The sequence below is a fragment of the Stenotrophomonas sp. PI_27 genome, from assembly GCF_027854495.1.
In the GTDB taxonomy this organism is placed as follows: domain Bacteria; phylum Pseudomonadota; class Gammaproteobacteria; order Xanthomonadales; family Xanthomonadaceae; genus Stenotrophomonas; species Stenotrophomonas pavanii.
This window is the reverse complement of sequence record NZ_JAJNOF010000003.1, coordinates 77,670-95,691: the sequence shown is the minus strand read 5'-3', so window position 1 is coordinate 95,691 and position 18,022 is coordinate 77,670. Positions and strand designations below refer to the sequence as shown.

The following is an 18,022-nucleotide window of genomic DNA, read 5'->3' as shown; positions in this document are numbered from 1 at the left end:
CTGGCCGGCAACCTCCCATCCTGCAGCGGCCGGTACTACCGTTTCAGCGACGGCAGCGTCTGCTTCACCTGCGCGATGCCCTGCCATGGGTCACTGTCCAGCCGTTTGGCGCGGGCCAGCGCCTTTTCCATCGGGAACGCATCGGCCGCTCTGACCCGGGCCAGCTCTTCCCAGCGCAGCGGCACCGCTACGCCGGCACTGTCGCGCGCACGCAGCGACCAGGAGCACACGCTGGTGGCGCCGCGCGTGTTGCGCAGCCAGTCGATGAAGATGACGCCACCACGCTTGGCCTTGCTCATGGTCGCCACGTAGCGGTCCGGTGCCCGCTCCGCCATCGCCCGCGCAAACGCCTCGCAGAACGCCTTGGCCTGTTCCCAGTCGCCCTTGGGCTGCAGCGGCGCCACCACATGCACGCCCTTGCCACCGGACAGCCGCACGAAACTCTCCAGGCCGACCTCCTGCAGGTGGTCACGGACATCGCGCGCGGCGGCTTTCACCTGTGCCCAGCTCACCCCTTCGCCGGGATCGAGGTCGAACACCAGGCGATCGGGATGCTCGGGATCGGCCACGGTCGCGCCCCACGGATGCAGCTCCAGGGTATTCATCTGCACCAGTTGCAGCAGGCCCCGCGCATCGTCGATGTAGACATAGTCCTCGCGGCCGCTTTTCTGCTGCAGGGGCACCGCATGCACGGCGTCGCCCAGCCCGGGGCCATGGTGTTTCTGGAAGAAGCAGGCCTTGCCGACGCCATCCGGGCAGCGCAGCAGTGACAGCGGCCGGCCGGCGATTTCAGGAAGGATCCAGCGTGCCATGCGCCGGTAGTAGCCGGCCACGTCACCCTTGCGCAGCTTCTGCCTGGGATACACGACCCGCTCGGGATGCGTGATCTGGACCCCGGACCCCGCGTCGGCCTCTGCTGCGTCCACGCCCAGGTCCTCCTTCTGCTTGTCGCTGCGCAGCCGCTTGAAGCTGGCCTGGCGCAGCAGGCCTTCCTTGCCCCAGCCACGGAAGGCCACCTCGGCCACCGCCACCGGTTTGACCCAGCGCACGCTCGCCGCGCGGAACGGGACGTGTGCCGGCAGCTGCAGTACCGGCGCCGTCACTGCCAATGGCTGCAAGGCCTGGGCCAGCGCGCGAAGGCTGTCATCGTCGAAACCGGTGCCGACCCGTCCCACGTAACGCAGCCCTCCCTTGTCCGGCGCCGCCAGCAGAAGCGAGCCGAATCCTACCCGTGAACCCTTGGGTGCAGTGTGGCCGACAATCACGAACTCCTCGGTGTCCTCGTGCTTCACCTTCACCCAGCTGCGTGCACGGGTGTTCACGTACGGGGCATCCACCTGTTTGCTGACGATGCCTTCGAAACCGGCCTTGCCGCTGGCGTCGAACACCTGCGGTCCATGGTCGATCACGTGTTCGCTGAACGCCAGGATGCCCGGCGCGGGCCCGATGAGATCCTTCAGCAGCGCCTTGCGTTCCAGCAACGGTGCACGACTGATGTCCGTTCCGGCCACGCCGGGCAGGTCGAACACGATATAGCGCAGTGGCTGCTTCGAACTGCCGTCGATCACCCGCTGCAGCGCGGCGAAGTCGCTGCGCCCCTGCTTGTCCAGCACCACCAGCTCGCCGTCCAGGCGCGCATCATCCACCGGCAGAGCCTGCACCGCCTGCGCCACTTCTGGGAAGTCGGCCGTCCAGTCCAGGCCGTTGCGCGAACGGAGCTTCACCTGTCCTTCGTGCAGGTCGGCCAGCAGCCGATAGCCATCCCACTTGATCTCATGCAGCCAGCGTTCGCCGTCCGGGGCACTGTCGCGGTGATCGGTCAGCTGTGGCTTGAAGTCGCGGGGATAGGCCGTATCACGCGCGCCTTCCAGCCTCAGCGCGCGGGTACGCCAGCGCGCGCCGGCCCTGTGGCCGCGGGCGCGCGCGGCCGGAGCGGCGCGAACCGCTTTCGTCGCAGCACGCTTCTTCGACGGTCGGGCTTTCGACGCGGGTACCTCCAGCAGGTCGTCCGCCTCCGCATCGCGTGCTGCATCGTCATCGCGCTTGATCAGCAGCCATTGCACCTGGCGCCCCTTCATCGCCGTGCGCACCAGCTTCCAGGCGCCTGCCAGGCGCTGGCCATGCAGCACGAAGTCGATCTTTCCTGCGGCGAGTGCCTCAAGCGGATCCCCTTCGCAGGCCCAGGTGCCCTGATCGAATACTTCGACATGGCCCGCGCCGTAGTGGCCTTCGGGGATATCGCCCTCGAACGTGGCGTAGGACAGCGGATGGTCTTCCACTTGCACCGCCAGCCGCTTCTCGCCGGCCCGAAGTGAGGGGCCCTTCGGTATCGCCCAGCTCTTCAGCACCCCCTCCATTTCCAGGCGGAAGTCGTAGTGGCGCGAACTGGCGTGATGCAGCTGGATGACAAAGGTCGGCCGGCGCTTCGGATCGCCGTGCGCGGGGATGTCGTCAGGCTCCGGCGTCTGCCCGGCGCCACCGCCGAGCCGGCGCTTGCGCCGGTACTGGTGCAGCGACATGGCTCAGCCTGCCTTGCGCCGGGGTGCGGACTTCTTTGCAGCTTTCTTCGTTGTCTTCTTTGCGGCCTTCTTTGCCGTCGGCTTTGCGGCTGCCTTGCGCGCCGCGGCCTTCTTTGCCGGCGTCCGCTTGTTCGCATCCAGGCTCTTCTGCAGCAGTGCCATGAAATCGACCACGTTGGTGCTGGCGTCCTCACGCGGTGCAGGTTCATCCTCCACCCGCGTGGTGCCGCCCTTGGACTTGATGCGCTTGTTCAGCACCTGCTGCAGGCGCTCGCGGAACTCGTCGTGGTACTGCGACGGGTCCCAATCACCGGACATCGACTCGATCAACTGCTCGGCCATCGCCGTTTCCTTGCTGCTGATGCGGTAGTCGGCGAGCTTTCCGGTGGGCAGCTTGTAATCTTCGGGATCCACCAGTTCCTGCGGATAACGCAGGATCATCAGCACCAGCGCGTCGGCATGTGGCATCACCGCGCACAGGTATTCGCGGGTACGCACCACCACCCGGGCAATGCCCACCTTGCCGGTGCTGCGCAGTGTTTCGCGCAGCAGCACGTAGCCCTTCTCGGCCTTCTTGCCGGGAACCAGCAGATAGGGCTTCTCGTAGTAGCGCGGGTCGATCTGCGCCGCGTCCACGAACGATTCCACTTCGACCGCCTCATGGCTCTCCGGTGCCGCCGAGCGGATGTCGCCTTCCTCCAGCACGACATAGCTGCCCTTGTCGTACTCGTAGGCTTTGACGATGTCCTTCCAGGGCACTTCCTCGCCGGTGTCGGCGTTGACGCGCTCGAAGCGGATCGGTTTGCGGTCGCGTGAATCCAGCATGCGGAACTGCAGATCGACCCGGCGTTCGCCGGACATCAGCGACACGGGCACGTTGAGCAGGCCAAACGACAGCGTGCCGGTCCAGATCGGGCGGGCCATGGACGCACCTTTGCTAGGGCAGGGTGCCCAGCGTGGCCCGACGGGCGTAAACCACCCGTGTCCGTGCCGTGCACGTGGGTTCTACACACATGCGGTAGTGCTGGGCGCTGGCCGGCGAGCTCGCGGCCTGAAGTTTCCTGGGGTTGCCGGCCAGCGGCCGGCACTACTGCAGCAACGGCCTCACCGCCGCAGCGGGGATGTGGTCGAGCGCGCGCCAGGCATCCTCCACCACCGGACGCGCCTGCGACCAGCCCAGCCGCGACTGGCCGCGCATCTGCTCCCAGTGCTCGGCCAGTTCCTCGCAGGTATCGGCGGCATCACCGCGCGGCCAGTCGGCCGCATGGGTGGTCAGCGCGAACGCATAGACCGGGCACAGGTCACGCCAGTTGCGATGGCCCTGGCCGCGGCGCTCCTCGTAATCGCTGAGCATGTACTGCAGGTAGTCCTGCGCCACCGCCTGCGGGTCTTCATGCCGGCGCGTGCGGCGTTGCGCGGTGCGCTGGCCGAGCGGATCGAGCAGGGCGTTGAACACGGACGGCGCGGGTCGTTCAAGACGGGGCATGGCCGGCTCCTGCAACGGGGGCGGGTGGGCAGGAATACGCGCGGTACCGTTACCGGGGGGTGAGCGAGATGTTCATGACGCCGGGTTCGCAGCCGCTTTACCTGCGGCGCGGTGTAGTGGAGGCCCCAGCGCAGGTAGCCAGACCATGAGCCGAGAGACCTCCCGAGACCCGTTGCGGGAAAATCACCCGCCCATTCCCGGCGAGCAGCGTGGCAAGCGCGACGCCGACAACGCGGACTACCGTGGCACCGGCGCACCGTTCTTCGATGCCGAGCACGGGAGCGACCATCTGCCGGTGAAGCACGAGGCTGAACAGGCGGCCCAGGACCGCAAGGATGGCGGCGACCGCCATCGGGGCGGCCAGGAAAGCCCGCTCAAGCGCCGCGAACGCAAGCAGCGCGCGAGTGACAACCAGGACGAAGCGCTGGAGGAGACCTTCCCGGCCAGCGACCCGACATCGCCGTTCGTGCCAGCCAAGGCACCGGACTGACCGGCAACCGCCAGACGTCCCGCGCAGCGCGCTGCCGTCCAAAGCCCCCAGATTTGCGAGGTAGTGCCGGCCGCTGGCCGGCAACCTCCAGACGTCCTGCGCAGCGCCTTGCCGTCCAAAGCCCCCAGATTTGCGGGGTAGTGCCGGCCGCTGGCCGGCAACCTCCAGAGGTCCTGCGCAGCGCGCTGCCGTCCAAAGCCCCTTCAGCGCCACGACCATTGCAGGCCGACGTTGGCGCGCCGTCCCGGGCCGGGTTCGTAGAAGCGCCCGTTGCCGTCGTTGACGATCACCGAGCCGATGTAGGCCTGGTCCAGCACGTTCTCCAGCCGGGCGAAGGTGCGCAGCTCGCCACCCGGCAGGCGCCAGCGGTGGCCGGCTTCCAGATTCAGCAGTGCGTAACCCGGTGCACGTTCGGTGGCCACGTCGTTGACCACGGTGTCGCTGCTGGCCGACGCCTCCAGCGCCCACTGCCATGGACCGGGGCTCCATTGCAGCCGCGCGAAGCCCTGTTGGCGCGGAACGCCAGGCAGGCGGCTGCCGGCGGCGACCACGCTGTTGGAGGTCCGATACGGCGATCGCACCTGGGCCTGCAGCCAGGTCCAGGCCAGCTGCAGTTCCAGCTGCTCGCCCAACGGCTGGCGATACTGCAGCTCCGCGCCCTGGCGGCGGGTGCGGCCGATGTTCCGATACGTGCTACGCCCTGCGCTGCTGCTCGCAACTGCCAGCTCGTTGTCGGTATCTGCGCGGAACACGCTGACATCAAGCTGGGTGCCCTGCTGAGTACGCCACTTGCTGCCGACCTCAACGTTGCGGCTGCGCGCTGCTGCCAGATCCAGCGCCAGCCCCGCCTGACCATCTGCGCGATAGCCCAGCTCATTGAAGGTGGGGGTCTCGAAGCCACGGCCGGTGGCCACGTGCAGCCGCCATTGCGGGCTGGCCTCGAAGCTGACGCCGGCGACCGGCGTGCTGGCCGGGTAGCGACGGTGGCCGCTGTCGTCCGGGTTGCGATCGGTGATGTAGCGATCGTCCGATTCGAAGCGCACGCTGCTGTGGCGTACGCCCGCCAGCAGCGACCAGCGCGGGCTCCATTGCCACCATGCCTGGGCGAACTGGTCCACGTTCTGCACGGTATCGATCTGGTCACGGCGCAGGCGCCCGCGCACCCCCAGGGCGCTGCCCACGAAGTTCTCGTAGCCGGTGCGGTGCTGGCGCTGGCGGTCGGCGCTGAGCCCGGCCACCAGGTCCAGCGGCCGGCCGGCAAGATCACCGTGCCAGCCCCAGCGCGCGTCCAGCCCGCCATAACCGCCCTCCAGGTCGATCACCCCACCGGCATGCAACGGGTTGGCCTGTGCGGTGGGCGGAATCGGCAGGTACTGGGTCACCGCGCGCTGCCCGGCATAGCCCATGACCTGCCAGCGCTGCGCCCCGGTTTCGCGGCTCCAGCGCAGGCCAGCCTGCTGCTGGCGCACTGATTTGCGCGTGTTGTACTGGTGTGCCACGGCGGTGGCCTGGCGCGGATCCGCCGCGACCTGGGCACGGCTCAGCCCCAGCGGGTCCTGCGCGTCCGGGGCATCCAGTGCATTGAGCAGCAGCTCCAGCCGGCCTCCGCCCAGCTCCCCGCCGATGCGCGCATTGAGCGATTCACGGCGCGCACGGCTGTGGTCGCGCCAGCCATCGGTACGGAAGTGGTTGGCGGCAATGTTGTAGTCCAGCGCACGGCCTGCGCCCTTCAGTTGCGCGCCGATGCTGAGCGTATTGTCGGCACCGGCGTTGAGCCGCAGCCGCCACGGATCCCCGGCCTGGCCCTGTGCACTCCAGACCTGCAGCACGCCCCCGGAGGAATTGCCGTACAGCGCCGAGAACGGTCCGCGCAGCACCTCGATGCGCTCGGCACCCAGCAGGCTGGCGTGCGACAGCTGGCCCTGGCCGTCCGGCATGGTCGCCGGCACGCCGTCGATCAGTACCCGCACCCCGCGCACCCCGAACGTCGAGCGCGCGCCAAAGCCACGGATCGACAGCTGGGTGTCCTGGGCGAAGTTCTGCCGGTCGCGCGCGACCAGCCCCGGCACGCCGGCCAGCGCCTCGGACAGCTGCACGCCGGTGCCGGCACGGCTGGCGTCGATCCATACCGTGTCCTGGCTGGCCGGCAGCGCGAACGGGTCGATGCCCGGCACCCTCGCAGCCTGCACCTGCACGCTGGGCAGGGTGGTCGGCGCGGGCGCGGCCACCACCGCCCAGGGCGGCAGCAGCAGGACGGACAACGGCAGGCAACGGCGGCGTGCGGCAGCATTCATGATTCAGGTTGAGGGATCCGGTGGCAACGCACGCCATGGTACGGGGCCGTGGATGACGATGGCGGCGGCCAGCCCCGGCAGGCTTTGTTACGATGGGCTGTTTCCGGCCGAACGGCCGCAAGCCGCGTAGCGCACTTCCTCCCCCTTTCCGTCTACCGAACGAGTACCGCCGTGTCCTTCTTTGCAAACGTGGAACTGGTCCCAGGCGACCCGATCCTGGGCCTGACCGAGGCGTACAACGCCGACAGCCGCCCGACCAAGGTCAACCTGGGTGTGGGCATCTACTACGACGAGAGCGGCCGCATTCCGCTGCTGCGCGCCGTCAAGCAGATCGAGCAGCAGCTTGCCGCCGAAGCCAAACCGCGCGGCTACCTGCCGATCGATGGCCTGCCGGCCTATACGCAGGCCACGCGTGAGCTGGTGTTCGGCAAGGACTCGCCGCTGCTGGCCGCCGGCCGCGTCACCACCGCGCAGACCGTCGGTGGCAGCGGTGCGCTGCGCGTCGGCGCCGACGTGCTGAAGAAGCTGCTGCCGCACGCCACCGTTGCACTGAGCAACCCGAGCTGGGAAAACCACCGCGCCGTGTTCAGCGCCGCCGGTTTCGAGGTGCTGGATTACACCTATTTCGACCCGACCACCCATGGGGTTGATTTCGACGGCATGCTGGCCGACCTCGGCAAGCTGGAAGCCGGTACCGTGGTGCTGCTGCACGCCTGCTGCCACAACCCCACCGGGGCCGACCTCACGGTCACCCAGTGGACGCAGGTCGCCCAGCTGCTGAAGGACAAGCAGCTGTTCCCCTTCATCGACATGGCCTACCAGGGCTTCGACAAGGGCATCGAGCAGGACGGCGCAGCCGTGCGCATCATCGCCGAAGCCGGCATCGACAGCTTCATCGTCGCCAACTCGTACTCCAAGTCGTTCTCGCTGTATGGCGAGCGCGTGGGTGCGCTGTCGATGGTGGCGCCGACCGCCGCTGACGCCAAGGCGGTGCAGTCGCAGGTCAAGCGCGTGATCCGCACCATCTACTCCAGCCCGTCCACCCACGGTGCTGCGCTGGTGGCCGGCGTGCTGACCCACCCGGAACTGCGCGCGATGTGGGAGCAGGAACTGACCGAGATGCGCGAGCGCATCCACGCACTGCGCCAGGGCCTGGTCGAGAAGCTGGCCGCCGCCGGCGCGCCGCAGTTCGGTTTCATCAACGAGCAGGCCGGCATGTTCTCCTACTCCGGCCTGAGCCGCGAGCAGGTCGAGCGCCTGCGCGACGAGTTCGGCATCTACGCCGTCGGCACCGGGCGCATCTGCGTGGCCGCGCTGAACCAGAACAACCTGGAATACGTCGCCAAGGCCGTGGCCACCGTCGCCAAGGGCTGAAACAACGCTCCAGTGGTTTGAAGACAAAGGCGCCGAAAGGCGCCTTTGTTTTTTGAGCCCTGGTCTCTGTAGAGCCGAGCCTACGCTCGGCTTGTGCGGCATGAAGGACGAAGCGCAGCCGAGCGCGGGCTCGGCTCTACAGAAGCAGCGCGCCCCGCTTCTGCGGCGCAACGCATCTGGAAACGATTACGCCTTCCCGCGCTCACGCACGCCCCCGCCAGACGGGCGACAATAGGCGTTTTCCCGCTGCCGAGACCTGCCCGCCCATGTCCCGTACTTCGTTGACCCGCTTCCTGATCCAGGAACAGCACGCCGGCCGCATCAATGCCGACCTGCGCCAGCTGATCGCCGTGGTCGCCCGCGCCTGCACCAGCATCTCCATCGCCGTCAGCAAGGGCGCCCTCGGTGGCGTGCTCGGCGACGCCGGCACCGGCAACGTGCAGGGCGAAGCGCAGAAGAAGCTGGACGTCATCAGCAACGAGATCCTGCTGGAGGCCAACGCATGGGGTGGCCATCTCGCCGCGTGTGCCTCGGAGGAAATGGACCACAGCCAGCCGGTGCCGGACATCTACCCGCGCGGCGACTTCCTGCTGCTGTTCGATCCCCTCGACGGCAGCTCCAACATCGACGTCAATGTCTCCGTCGGCACCATCTTCTCCGTGCTGCGTTGCCCGACCAACGTCGAACTGCCGGGCGATGACGCGTTCCTGCAGCCGGGCAGCAAGCAGATCGCCGCCGGCTACTGCATCTACGGGCCCAGCACCCAGCTGGTGCTGACCGTCGGCCACGGCACCCATGCCTTCACCCTGGACCGCGAGAAGGGCGAGTTCGTGCTGACCACCGAGAACATGCAGATTCCGGCGGCCACCCAGGAGTTCGCCATCAACATGTCCAACCAGCGTCACTGGGAAGCGCCGATGCAGGCCTACGTCAGCGACCTGCTGGCAGGCAAGGAAGGCGCGCGCGGCAAGAACTTCAACATGCGCTGGATCGCCAGCATGGTGGCCGACGTACACCGCATCCTGACCCGCGGCGGCATCTTCATCTACCCGTGGGACAAGAAGGATCCGTCCAAGGCCGGCAAGCTGCGCCTGATGTACGAAGCCAACCCGATGGGCCTGCTGGTCGAACAGGCCGGCGGCGCCGCCTCGACGGGCCGTGAGCGCATCCTCGACATCCAGCCTGATCAGCTGCACCAGCGCGTGCCGGTGTTCCTCGGTTCGCGAGAAGAAGTGGCCGAAGCGGTGCGTTACCACCACGCGCACGACGAAGCGAAGGGCTGACGGCTCGACGCCTGACGGCGGTCATGGCAGTTCGATGACATGACCGCAGGGTGACACCGCGGGCGGCAAACGGCACCATCAAGCCGTTGCCGCCGAAGGAATGCACGCATGCACGAGCAGGGCCCGGTCGATTTCATCGAAGTCATCCACAACGCCGTCCCCAGTGAGGTCTGCGCGGCCATCGTCGAGCGCATGCGTGCCACGCGTGGCCTGCTGCCCGGTGCGGTGGGCAGTGGCGTGTTCCCCGAACTCAAGCACAGCAAGGATCTGCGCATCAGTGGCCTGGACGGCTGGCAGGACGTCGACCAGCAACTGCAGATCGCCGTGTTCAACGGCCTGCTGACTTATCTACGCCGTTATCCACAGGCCTTGATCGCGCCGCTGATGTTGCAGATCCAGGACAGCAACGGCCAACCGCGACGCCTGTCTGCCGAGGACTTTCCCGACATGCCGCCGCAGCAGCTGGCCGACCTGGCCCGCACCTGCCTGCGCCCGGGCGCGATCAACCTGCAGTGGTATGCGGCAGGCGAGGGCGGCTACCCGTACTGGCACTGCGAGCTGTACCCGAAGGATGCGCAGGCCGAGACCCTGCACCGGCACGTGCTGTGGACGCTCTACCTCAACGACGACTTCGACGAAGGCGAAACCGAGTTCCTGTTCCAGGGCCGCAAGATCGCGCCACGCACCGGCAGCCTGCTGATCGCCCCGACGGCGTTCACCCACACGCATCGCGGGAATCGGCCACAGGGTGGTGACAAGTTCATTGCGACGAGCTGGATCCTGTTCCAGAGTGCGCAGAGGTTGTTTGGAGCGTGACGCCGAGCTGCTCGTCGGCCTCGATGTAGAGTCGAGCCATGCTCGACTGATGGCCTCAGAACAACGACCCCTGCGGCGACTCCTTCTTCGGCGGCAGCGGCTTCTGGAACCGGCTGCAATCCAGCTTCGGCCAATGGCTGTTCTGCGCATTGAACCCAAGGCGCTTGCGCGCCAGCTTGAAGCGGTTGCTCAACAGATCGGCATACACGCCCTGGCCCCGCATGCGCGTGCCGAACTGGCTGTCGTAGTCCTTGCCGCCGCGTAGCTGCTGGATGGTGCTCATCACATGCGCGGCGCGATCAGGATGGTGCGTATCGAGCCAGTCGCGGAACAGCGGTGCCACTTCCAGCGGCAGGCGCAGCAGCACGTAGCCGGCGGTGCTCGCACCTGCGTCGTGTGCGGCCTCCAGCACGGCTTCCAGTTCGCTGTCGTTGATCCAGGGAATCACCGGCGCCACCATCACGCCGACCGGAATGCCGGCTTCATGCAGCCGCTTCATCGCACGCAGCCGTGCGTGCGGTGCCGATGCGCGTGGTTCCAGCTTCGCGGAGAGATGCGGGTCCAGCGAGGTCACCGAGAAGTGCACGCTGACCAGGTTTTCCGCCGCCAGCGGCGCAAGCAGATCGATATCGCGCTCGACCAGTGCGTTCTTGGTGATCAGCGAGAACGGATGCCTGGTCTCCAGCATCACTTCAATCAGCTGGCGGGTCAGCTTGAACTTGCGTTCGATCGGCTGGTACGCATCGGTGTTGATGCCCAGTGCGATCGGTTGCGGCACGTAACCGGGTTTCGACAGCTCCTTGCGCAGCAGCTGCGGCGCATTGGTCTTGGCGAACAGCTTGGTCTCGAAGTCCAGGCCCGGCGACAGGTTCAGATAGGCGTGCGAGGGACGCGCGAAACAGTAGGAACAGCCATGCTCGCAACCGCGATACGGATTCACCGACTGGCTGAAGCCGACGTCCGGCGAAGTGTTGCGGGTGATGATGCTGCGCGCGGTCTCGGCGCGTACCTCGGTGCGCAGGCGCGGGGCGAGGAACTCTTCGCTTTCGTCGACCGCCCAGCCGTCGTCCACCGCCTCGCTGGCGGTGCTTTCGAAGCGCCCGGCAAGGTGGGACGTGGAACCTCGGCCCTTGATCGCAATACCCATTGCGGCAGGGTACGTCGTGGCCGTCTCAATGGCTGCGACGGCCGCCTGAAGGGTTCAGGGCTCGGCCCTACAAGTCACCCGTGTCCCTTGCATCCGTCGGTCACAGCAGGGCCAGATAGCCCCGCACCGTGGCATCCAGCCCGTCATACAGCGCCTCGCCGATCAGCGCATGACCGATCGATACCTCCAGCACGTCCGGCACATGGGCCAGGAAATCGCGCAGGTTGTCCTGCGACAGGTCGTGCCCGGCGTTGACGCCCAGGCCCACCGCCTGCGCCCGCCGCGCCGCAGTGGCGAACAGTTCCAGCATCGCCGCAGCGTCGCCCGCCGCGTGCGCCTCCGCGTAGGGGCCGGTATACAGCTCGATGCGATCGGCACCGACCTCGGCCGCCTGCTCCAGCAGCGGGTTGCCCGCGTCGACAAACAGGCTGACCCGGCAGCCCATCGCTTTCAGCGCCGCCACCAGCGGACGCAGGCGCCCGGCGTCCCGCTCGAAATCGAAGCCGTGGTCGGAGGTGATCTGGCCGTCGCCGTCGGGCACCAGGGTGGCCTGCGCGGGCCGGGTCTGTTCGCACAGCGCCAGCAGCCCCGGGTAGCCCTCGCGCGGCGGCGCGAACGGATTGCCTTCGATGTTGAACTCGACCCCACGCGCGCGGGTCAGCGTGGACAGGGCCAGCACGTCCTCGGCGGTGATGTGCCGGCGGTCCGGCCGCGGATGCACGGTGATGCCATGCGCGCCGGCATCCAGGCAGGCCTGGGCGGCACGCACCACGTCCGGTTCGGCGCCGCCGCGCGAATTGCGCAGGACGGCGATCTTGTTGACGTTGACGCTGAGCTGGGTCATGGAACGGAACTACTTGGAAAGAGGGGACGGGTCGTGGTCGTTGTGGTCGTCAGTGCGGCGAGCCTGGGCCTGTTCGCGCAGGCGGCGCAGTTCCTCGGCATCGATCAGCGTGGCCGGGTCGCGCTGCAGGTCGCCGAAGCGGGCCACATAGCGGCCGCGCACCCAGGCCAGCAGGAAACCGAGCGCCGCCAGCAGGCACAGGGTCATCAACCCCGCGCTCGGGGTCTTCAGCGCGAAGGCAAAGCAGCCCAGCGCCAGCAGCAGGTACAACCAGTACATAGTCGGGCTCCCCGGATGATCGCCGCAGTGTAGCGCTGCGTCACAGCAGCGGCGAGGCCAGCCGGGCGAAGGCCTCGGGCAGGCGGTGCAGCCACAGCGAGCGACCGGCCTGGTCATGCACCCGGGTGGCGCGGTCGAACTCGCCCTGCAGCAGCTCAGCCAGGGCGGCAACGCGGCCGCGGTCGCTGATCATCATCGACAGCTCGAAATTCAGCCGGAAGCTGCGGTGGTCGAAGTTGGCGCTGCCGACGATGCAGACATCGTCATCGGCAATGAAGGCCTTGGTATGCAGCATGCGCGGCCCGTACTCATAGATCTTCACGCCGGCGTGCAACAGCTCATCGAAGTAGGAGCGTGCGGCCTGGGTCACGAACCAGGAATCGCTCATCTTCGGTACCAGCAGGCGCACGTCCAGGCCGCCCAGCGCGGCCGAGGTCAGCGCCATGCGCGCCGCTTCACCCGGCACGAAATAGGGCGTCACCAGCCACACCCGCTCGTTCGCTTCCTGGATCGCCGCCACATGCAGGCGGTGGATGGTCTCCCAGCCCGAGTCGGGCCCGGAGACCAGCACCTGCGCGTTGATCGGTCCATCCGCGCGCATCGGCACATCGGCCGGCCACAACCGGGCGATGTCGAATCGGGAGTGGTCCTGGCCGCTGGCGTACAGCCAGTCCTCGGCGAACACCAGCTGCAGGCTGCGCACCACATGGCCGCGGATACGCATGTGCAGGTCGCGGTAGGCGTCGGGCCTGCGGCGCTCGTCCTCTTCGTCGGTGATGTTGATGCCACCGGTGAAGGCCACGCGGCCATCGACGATCACCAGCTTGCGGTGCGTGCGCAGGTTCAGCCACGGACGCTTGAACGGCTTCAGCAGTTGCCGCGGATGGAACCAGATCGCCTCGCCACCGGCGTCCAGCAGCGGTTGCAGGAAGCGGCGGGGCAGGGCGGACGAGCCGACCGCATCCAGCAGCAGGCGCACCTGTACGCCGGCGCCGGCGCGTTCGACCAGCGCGTCGCGCACCGCGGTGCCGGCGTGGTCGGGGTTGAAGATGTAGTACTCCAGGTGCACATGGTCGCGGGCCTGCGCGATGGCGTCGAGCAGCGCGTCATAGGTCGCGGCGCCGTCCACCAGCCAGGTCACTTCGATGGCGCTGCTCGGTGCCAGCCCGGTGGTGGCCTGGGCGACCTTGGCCAGCTCGGTGCAGTCCGCATCGGGCGGGCAGACATCGCTGTAGTGCTCCATGCCCGAGCGCGCGCGGCCGCGACGCAGGCGCTGCCGCTTCACCTTCTGCGGGCCCAGCAGGTAATAGATGAAGAGCCCCAGGTAGGGCAGCAGTGCCAATGACAGGATCCAGCTCAGCGTGGCCACCGGCTCACGCTTCTGCAGCATGATCCAGCCCGCCAGCGCGAACAGGTACAGCAGGTAGGCCACCGCCAGGATCGAGCCAAGGTGGGCGATGCCGTCAAGCCAGTGGCGCAGGGAGTCGAAGAGGGCGAGCATCCGCCGATCATAGCGGCGCGTGCTGCCGGATGGGGTCAGATCCCTTTTTGCTCAGGAAAAGGGATCTGACCCCAAGCCGTGCGCCACGACGAAAACACAAAAAAACGCCCCTGTCTCCAGGGGCGTCTGCAGTCGCGTCATGACTGTTGTGTTGCGGTGTAGCGATTACTGCTGCACAAAACCGATCTTCTTCATCTGAGCGTTCTTCGCGGCGGCCAGAACCTTGGCCATCACGTCGTACTCGGAATCCGGGCTGGCGTCGATGCGCAGTTCCGGCTGGTTGGTCGGGTCACGCTGGACCTCCTGCTCCATCCGCTGCTGCAGCTCGCTGGTATTGATCGGGCTGTTGTTCCACGAGACCTGGTTGCTGGCGTCGATCTTCAGCTCGATCGGCGGCGGCGGTTCGACCAGCTGCGGCGGTGGGTTGAGCACGCGCTGCGGCAGGTCCACGGCGATCGGGTACGTCATGATCGGCGCGGTCACGATGAAGATGATCAGCAGAACCAGCATCACGTCCACGAGGGGCGTGACGTTGATGTCTGCCATGGGGCCCTTGCCACCACCACTACTGAATGCCATGGCTTATTGCCCCTTTTCTTTGGTTGCAACGAAGCCGACGTCCAGCATGCCCTGTTCCTGCGCGACCTTGGTCAGGTCGTTGATGACGCGCATCTTGGTGGTGCGGTCACCACGCAGGTTCAGCGGCGGCTGCGGGGTCTGCTGTGCGGCGGTCGCCAAGCGGGACTCGAGAGTCTGCTTGTTGATTTCTTCGTCGTTCCAGTAGATCGAGCCGTCTTCCTTGACTGCCAGCGTGATCGGGTTCGGACGCTTTTCAGCATCTTCCGGCTTCTGGATCAGGTTGGCTTCCGGCAGATCCACCTTGACCTTGTGGGACATCAGGGGCGCCGTGATGATGAAGATGATCAGCAGCACCAGCATCACGTCCACGAGGGGCGTAACGTTGATGTCGGCCATGGGGCCGCCGCTGTTACCACTACTGAAAGCCATAACGGGCTCCGTCTAGATCTTGGTGACTACTTACTTCGTCGCTGGGTGACGCGCGCCGCAATTAGCGGACGCGCGAACCGGTGGCGAAGAAGTCGTGCAGGTCGTGCGCGAAGGTATCGAACTTGCTGATGGTCGCGCTGTTGATCTTGCTGAAGAAGTTGAAGGCGAACACGGCCGGGATTGCGACGAACAGACCGATCGCGGTCATGATCAGCGCTTCACCCACCGGGCCGGCAACGGCGTCGATCGAAGCGGAGCCGGTGGCACCGATCTTGATCAGCGCGCCGTAGATGCCCCACACGGTACCCAGCAGACCGACGAACGGAGCGGTTGCACCGACGGTGGCCAGCAGGGTCATGCCCGACTGCAGCTTGTTGCTTTCGCGGGTCACGGCCTGGCGCAGGGCGCGGTCGACGAACTCCGAACGGCTCAGGTTCTCACCGACGCCGCCGGTAGCACCGCCTTCAGCGCGCTGGTGGTGGGCAGCGGCCTGGGCAGCGTCCAGGGCGATCTTCGAGAACGGCTCCGAAGCCGGCTGCTCTTCCATCGCACGGATGGCGTCCTGCGCGTTCGGGGTGTCCCAGAACAGGCTGACGACGCGGTCAGCGGCGCTCTTCAGGCGGGTAGCACGGAAGATGTTGATGACGGTCCAGTACCAGGACATGGCCGACATTGCGATCAGGGTCAGCAGCACGACCCAGGAAACCGCGAAATCACCCGGCTTGGTGGTCATTTCGTGGATCAGGTGCTCGAAGCCCATCTGCGACAGGGCGTTGGACGGATTGCCCCCGGCAGCAGCGGCGATGAAAATTTCCTGCAGCATGACGCTTACCTTTGTTGTGTGTGGTGATAAAGGGTGTAGCTAAGCTAAACAATCGAACCGGGAGCGGGGGTGGCCGGAGGGCCACCCGGACGCATCAGTTCAGCGCAAAGTTGACCGGGACGCGAACGCGACCTGCCGCCTTCTTACCGCCAGATTCAGCGGCGTTGAAGCGCCACTTGCGAGCTGCTTCCATCGCAGCACGGTCCAGGTCGCGGTTACGGCTGGACTTTTCCACCGTGACATTGGTGACGTTGCCGTTGGCATCGACATCAATGATCAGGATCACTTCGCCCTGGATACCGGCGCGGAAGGCGGCCGGCGGGTAGCGCGGCGGATTCATGGCCTTCGACGAGATGTCCACGCTGGCCTCGATCGAGGTCGGCGGAGCCGGCGGCGACGGGGGCGACGGCGGGGTGACGATATCGTTCGGGCGCGGCTCCGGCACGTCCACGACCGGCGCCTGCGGCGGCGGCGGTACGGGCGACGGCTTCGGCGGCGACAGATTCTTCACCGGCGGTGGCGGAGTATCCTGCGGCGGCGGCGGCGGCGGCGGCGGTGGGGGCGGCGGCGGCGCGTCGACGATGGTCACCATGACGTTGCGCTCCTTCTCCGCGACGGCCTTGGGAGCCACGGCGGGAATGAGGAGCATCATGAAGGCGGCCAGATGCAGGGCAATTACAAACGCGATGCCGACGATGCGAGGCCAGCTCAGCCCCTTGTCATCGGGTTGTTCGTACCGGTGAACGACTAGTTGTTCCGTCATGCGCCAAGAGCTCAATAGTGGGGCCGGGATGCCGGGGGCGGAATCCCTGATCAGCGGTGCATGACACCGCAGGAACCTCCAAGCTTATACCAATCCTGAGCGCCTGCGCATCAACTGAGCAGGCGTTCAGGCGTTATTCCTACTTACTTCAGGTTGATGATTTTCTTGGCATCAGCCTGGTTCTTCACACCCTTCGCCAGCGCCTGCTGGGCGGCCTGCTTGGCCTCCGGGATGCGACCTTCGGCATGCAGGACGCGTGCCAGGTTCAGGTAGGTCTCACCGTCCTTGGAGAGCGGGGCGGCCTTCTGCCACGCGTCGATCGCCTGCGGCACCTGGTCGGAGTAGTAGTAGGACTGGGCCAGCGCCAGGTAGACCTGGTAGTCCGGCTTCAGGATGCCCTTCTGCAACCCTTCGTTGATGACCGCGATGACGTCCTTTTCCTTGTTCTCGGTGTTGGCATAGATCGAGTACAGCTGCTTGTACTCGCGCTCGTCGGTGAGCTGGCCGCTGCTGCGCAGCTTGTCCATCACCGCGGCGGCCTTCGGCATCTGGTCAGCCTGCATGTACATGTTGGCCAGGTTCAGCTGGGCCTTCTTGTCATTCGGGTTCTTGGCCGCCAGCGCTTCTGCGGCCTGCACCGCCTCACCGGTCTGGCCGGCTTCGGACAGGGCAGCCATCAGCAGCTGGTTCCAGTTGTCCTTCGGCTCGGTGGCACCGGCAATGGCCTGCTTCAGCACCGGGATCGCTTCCTGGTAGCGCTCCAGCTGGTACAGCGCCTGGCCCTTGGCGATCAGCTCTTCCGGCTTGGTCGACTTGCTCTCGGCGAAGTACTTGTCCAGGGTGGCCAGGCCTTCGGCGGTCTGGTCTTCCTGCAGCTGCAGCTGGCCGAGCATCAGCATCGACTGGAAGTGACCGTTGTTGTCCAGGCCGTTGAACTGGATCGCCTGCTTCAGGTACGCGATCGCGCCCGGCACGTCGTCGGTCTGGTACGCCGCCTGCGAGGCCAGCTGCGCGGCCAGCGACTTGTCGTACTCGTTGGACGCGCTGTCGGCCAGGATCGCGTCGGCCTGCTCACGCGTTTCCGGGAACTTTTCCTTGTTGTAGCTGTCAATCATTTTCTGCAGCTTGCTGCCCATCTTGGCCGAGGCCTTGGCGGTCGGCTCCTGGCGGGTCGCATTCGGGTACAGCGGTTCGGCCTTGGCCTGCTTGCTGCTGCCGCCGCGGCTGCCACGGTCGGAGGAACGCGAGGACTGCGCAAAGGCATCGGTGACCACGGCGCCGGTCAGGGCGGTCGCGACGAGGACGGAAAGCACAGCTTTGTGGTTACGGAAAATCATCGTTCACCTCGATCGAACCGCCGGATAGCGGCAAAGTCGGACTGTCAGAAAAATCTGA

Annotated in this window: 17 protein-coding genes; 4 read left to right on the top strand and 13 right to left on the bottom strand. The window is 66.7% G+C overall.

What is annotated here, in order from left to right:
• Positions 1-35 precede the first annotated feature (35 nt).
• The 3 genes from ligD to LRM18_RS04625 form a co-directional block, all read right to left on the bottom strand.
• Positions 36-2,519, bottom strand: a complete 2,484-nt coding sequence (gene ligD / locus LRM18_RS04635; RefSeq protein ID WP_270951777.1) for a DNA ligase D — start codon at positions 2,517-2,519, stop codon at positions 36-38.
• 3 nt (positions 2,520-2,522) lie between these two features.
• Positions 2,523-3,443 (bottom strand): Ku protein, encoded by a 921-nt coding sequence (locus LRM18_RS04630; RefSeq protein ID WP_049468443.1) that lies wholly within the window; start codon positions 3,441-3,443, stop codon positions 2,523-2,525.
• Between the two features lie 163 nt (positions 3,444-3,606).
• Positions 3,607-4,005: a hypothetical protein gene (locus LRM18_RS04625; protein ID WP_049468440.1), complete on the bottom strand. Its 399-nt coding sequence runs from the start codon at positions 4,003-4,005 to the stop codon at positions 3,607-3,609.
• A gap of 145 nt (positions 4,006-4,150) precedes the next feature.
• Between LRM18_RS04625 and LRM18_RS04620 the strand changes: the two genes are divergently transcribed.
• On the top strand, positions 4,151-4,495 hold the full coding sequence (locus LRM18_RS04620) for a hypothetical protein (protein ID WP_049408878.1): 345 nt from the start codon (positions 4,151-4,153) through the stop codon (positions 4,493-4,495).
• 203 nt (positions 4,496-4,698) lie between these two features.
• Here the strand turns inward: LRM18_RS04620 and LRM18_RS04615 are convergent, their stop codons facing one another.
• A complete protein-coding gene (locus tag LRM18_RS04615) occupies positions 4,699-6,789 on the bottom strand; it encodes a TonB-dependent receptor (protein ID WP_270951773.1) in 2,091 nt (696 codons plus the stop codon).
• A 171-nt stretch (positions 6,790-6,960) separates the two neighbouring features.
• On the opposite strand from LRM18_RS04615, the gene LRM18_RS04610 reads away from it, so the two are divergent.
• The 3 genes from LRM18_RS04610 (at position 6,961) to LRM18_RS04600 (ending at position 10,262) form a co-directional block, all read left to right on the top strand.
• Complete coding sequence (locus LRM18_RS04610) at positions 6,961-8,163, top strand: amino acid aminotransferase (RefSeq protein ID WP_053461746.1); 1,203 nt, start codon at positions 6,961-6,963, stop codon at positions 8,161-8,163.
• Positions 8,164-8,429: 266 nt separating this feature from the next.
• Positions 8,430-9,446, top strand: coding sequence for a class 1 fructose-bisphosphatase (locus LRM18_RS04605; protein ID WP_049438869.1), 1,017 nt, complete (start codon positions 8,430-8,432; stop codon positions 9,444-9,446).
• Between the two features lie 108 nt (positions 9,447-9,554).
• On the top strand, positions 9,555-10,262 hold the full coding sequence (locus tag LRM18_RS04600) for a 2OG-Fe(II) oxygenase (protein WP_154329782.1): 708 nt from the start codon (positions 9,555-9,557) through the stop codon (positions 10,260-10,262).
• 55 nt (positions 10,263-10,317) lie between these two features.
• Here LRM18_RS04600 and LRM18_RS04595 read toward each other — a convergent pair whose 3' ends face one another.
• The 9 genes from LRM18_RS04595 to LRM18_RS04555 all read right to left on the bottom strand — a co-directional run bounded on the left by LRM18_RS04595 (position 10,318) and on the right by LRM18_RS04555 (position 17,964).
• Entirely contained in the window at positions 10,318-11,409 is a 1,092-nt protein-coding gene (locus tag LRM18_RS04595) for a PA0069 family radical SAM protein (protein ID WP_270951763.1), read from the bottom strand.
• 100 nt (positions 11,410-11,509) lie between these two features.
• On the bottom strand, positions 11,510-12,253 hold the full coding sequence (locus LRM18_RS04590; RefSeq protein WP_057495286.1) for a pyridoxine 5'-phosphate synthase: 744 nt from the start codon (positions 12,251-12,253) through the stop codon (positions 11,510-11,512).
• A 9-nt stretch (positions 12,254-12,262) separates the two neighbouring features.
• A complete protein-coding gene (locus LRM18_RS04585; protein ID WP_014645412.1) occupies positions 12,263-12,532 on the bottom strand; it encodes a hypothetical protein in 270 nt (89 codons plus the stop codon).
• 40 nt (positions 12,533-12,572) lie between these two features.
• On the bottom strand, positions 12,573-14,033 hold the full coding sequence (cls, locus tag LRM18_RS04580) for a cardiolipin synthase (protein WP_206633257.1): 1,461 nt from the start codon (positions 14,031-14,033) through the stop codon (positions 12,573-12,575).
• Between the two features lie 165 nt (positions 14,034-14,198).
• Positions 14,199-14,612, bottom strand: a complete 414-nt coding sequence (locus tag LRM18_RS04575; RefSeq protein WP_005411740.1) for a biopolymer transporter ExbD — start codon at positions 14,610-14,612, stop codon at positions 14,199-14,201.
• A 3-nt stretch (positions 14,613-14,615) separates the two neighbouring features.
• On the bottom strand, positions 14,616-15,041 hold the full coding sequence (locus LRM18_RS04570; RefSeq protein ID WP_005421196.1) for a biopolymer transporter ExbD: 426 nt from the start codon (positions 15,039-15,041) through the stop codon (positions 14,616-14,618).
• Positions 15,042-15,102: 61 nt separating this feature from the next.
• Complete coding sequence (gene exbB, locus LRM18_RS04565; protein WP_005411738.1) at positions 15,103-15,864, bottom strand: TonB-system energizer ExbB; 762 nt, start codon at positions 15,862-15,864, stop codon at positions 15,103-15,105.
• Between the two features lie 94 nt (positions 15,865-15,958).
• Entirely contained in the window at positions 15,959-16,516 is a 558-nt protein-coding gene (locus tag LRM18_RS04560) for an energy transducer TonB (protein ID WP_172601398.1), read from the bottom strand.
• 254 nt (positions 16,517-16,770) lie between these two features.
• Complete coding sequence (locus LRM18_RS04555; RefSeq protein ID WP_053461734.1) at positions 16,771-17,964, bottom strand: tetratricopeptide repeat protein; 1,194 nt, start codon at positions 17,962-17,964, stop codon at positions 16,771-16,773.
• Positions 17,965-18,022: the final 58 nt, after the last annotated feature.

Coding starts and splice junctions, on each gene's coding strand:
- ligD (WP_270951777.1), bottom strand. CDS start 2,519: ATGTCGCTGCACCAGTACCGGCGCAAGCGCCGGCTCGGCGGTGGCGCC.
- LRM18_RS04630 (WP_049468443.1), bottom strand. CDS start 3,443: ATGGCCCGCCCGATCTGGACCGGCACGCTGTCGTTTGGCCTGCTCAAC.
- LRM18_RS04625 (WP_049468440.1), bottom strand. CDS start 4,005: ATGCCCCGTCTTGAACGACCCGCGCCGTCCGTGTTCAACGCCCTGCTC.
- LRM18_RS04620 (WP_049408878.1), top strand. CDS start 4,151: ATGAGCCGAGAGACCTCCCGAGACCCGTTGCGGGAAAATCACCCGCCC.
- LRM18_RS04615 (WP_270951773.1), bottom strand. CDS start 6,789: ATGAATGCTGCCGCACGCCGCCGTTGCCTGCCGTTGTCCGTCCTGCTG.
- LRM18_RS04605 (WP_049438869.1), top strand. CDS start 8,430: ATGTCCCGTACTTCGTTGACCCGCTTCCTGATCCAGGAACAGCACGCC.
- LRM18_RS04600 (WP_154329782.1), top strand. CDS start 9,555: ATGCACGAGCAGGGCCCGGTCGATTTCATCGAAGTCATCCACAACGCC.
- LRM18_RS04595 (WP_270951763.1), bottom strand. CDS start 11,409: ATGGGTATTGCGATCAAGGGCCGAGGTTCCACGTCCCACCTTGCCGGG.
- LRM18_RS04590 (WP_057495286.1), bottom strand. CDS start 12,253: ATGACCCAGCTCAGCGTCAACGTCAACAAGATCGCCGTCCTGCGCAAT.
- LRM18_RS04585 (WP_014645412.1), bottom strand. CDS start 12,532: ATGTACTGGTTGTACCTGCTGCTGGCGCTGGGCTGCTTTGCCTTCGCG.
- cls (WP_206633257.1), bottom strand. CDS start 14,033: ATGCTCGCCCTCTTCGACTCCCTGCGCCACTGGCTTGACGGCATCGCC.
- LRM18_RS04575 (WP_005411740.1), bottom strand. CDS start 14,612: ATGGCATTCAGTAGTGGTGGTGGCAAGGGCCCCATGGCAGACATCAAC.
- LRM18_RS04570 (WP_005421196.1), bottom strand. CDS start 15,041: ATGGCTTTCAGTAGTGGTAACAGCGGCGGCCCCATGGCCGACATCAAC.
- exbB (WP_005411738.1), bottom strand. CDS start 15,864: ATGCTGCAGGAAATTTTCATCGCCGCTGCTGCCGGGGGCAATCCGTCC.
- LRM18_RS04560 (WP_172601398.1), bottom strand. CDS start 16,516: ATGATGCTCCTCATTCCCGCCGTGGCTCCCAAGGCCGTCGCGGAGAAG.
- LRM18_RS04555 (WP_053461734.1), bottom strand. CDS start 17,964: ATGATTTTCCGTAACCACAAAGCTGTGCTTTCCGTCCTCGTCGCGACC.